General features: G+C 77.4%; 1 protein-coding gene. It reads left to right on the forward strand.

Annotation, left to right across the window (positions count from 1 at the left end; all coding sequences use genetic code 11):
* Positions 1 to 390, forward strand: a 390-nt coding sequence (locus RNB18_RS53360) for an NAD(P)-dependent oxidoreductase (RefSeq protein ID WP_311721226.1), incomplete at both ends; no start/stop codon positions are given.

The following is a 390-nucleotide window of genomic DNA, read 5'->3' on the forward strand; positions in this document are numbered from 1 at the left end:
GGGAGGGGCCCCGGCCGCGCTGGGTGCACGCGGCGAGCGCGGGCGTGGACCGGCTGCTCTGTCCGGAGCTGGCCGCGTCCGGCACCGTACTGACCAACGCCCGGGGCATCTTCGAGCGGCCGATCGCGGAGTACGTGGCCGGGCTGGTGCTGGCCTTCGCCAAGGATCTGCCCACCACCCTGGCCCTCCAGCGGGAGCGGCGCTGGCACCACCGGGAGGGGCAGCAGGTGGCCGGTTCGCGGGCGGTGGTCGTCGGCGCGGGCCCCATCGGGCGGGAGATCACCCGGCTGCTGCACGGCCTGGGCGTCCAGGTGGCGCTGGTGGGCCGGACCGCCCGGCGCACGATCCACGGCATCGAGGACCTGGGCCCGCTGGCGGCGCGCGCGGACT

The sequence above is a fragment of the Streptomyces doebereineriae genome, from assembly GCF_031845645.1.
Lineage (GTDB): Bacteria > Actinomycetota > Actinomycetes > Streptomycetales > Streptomycetaceae > Streptomyces > Streptomyces canus.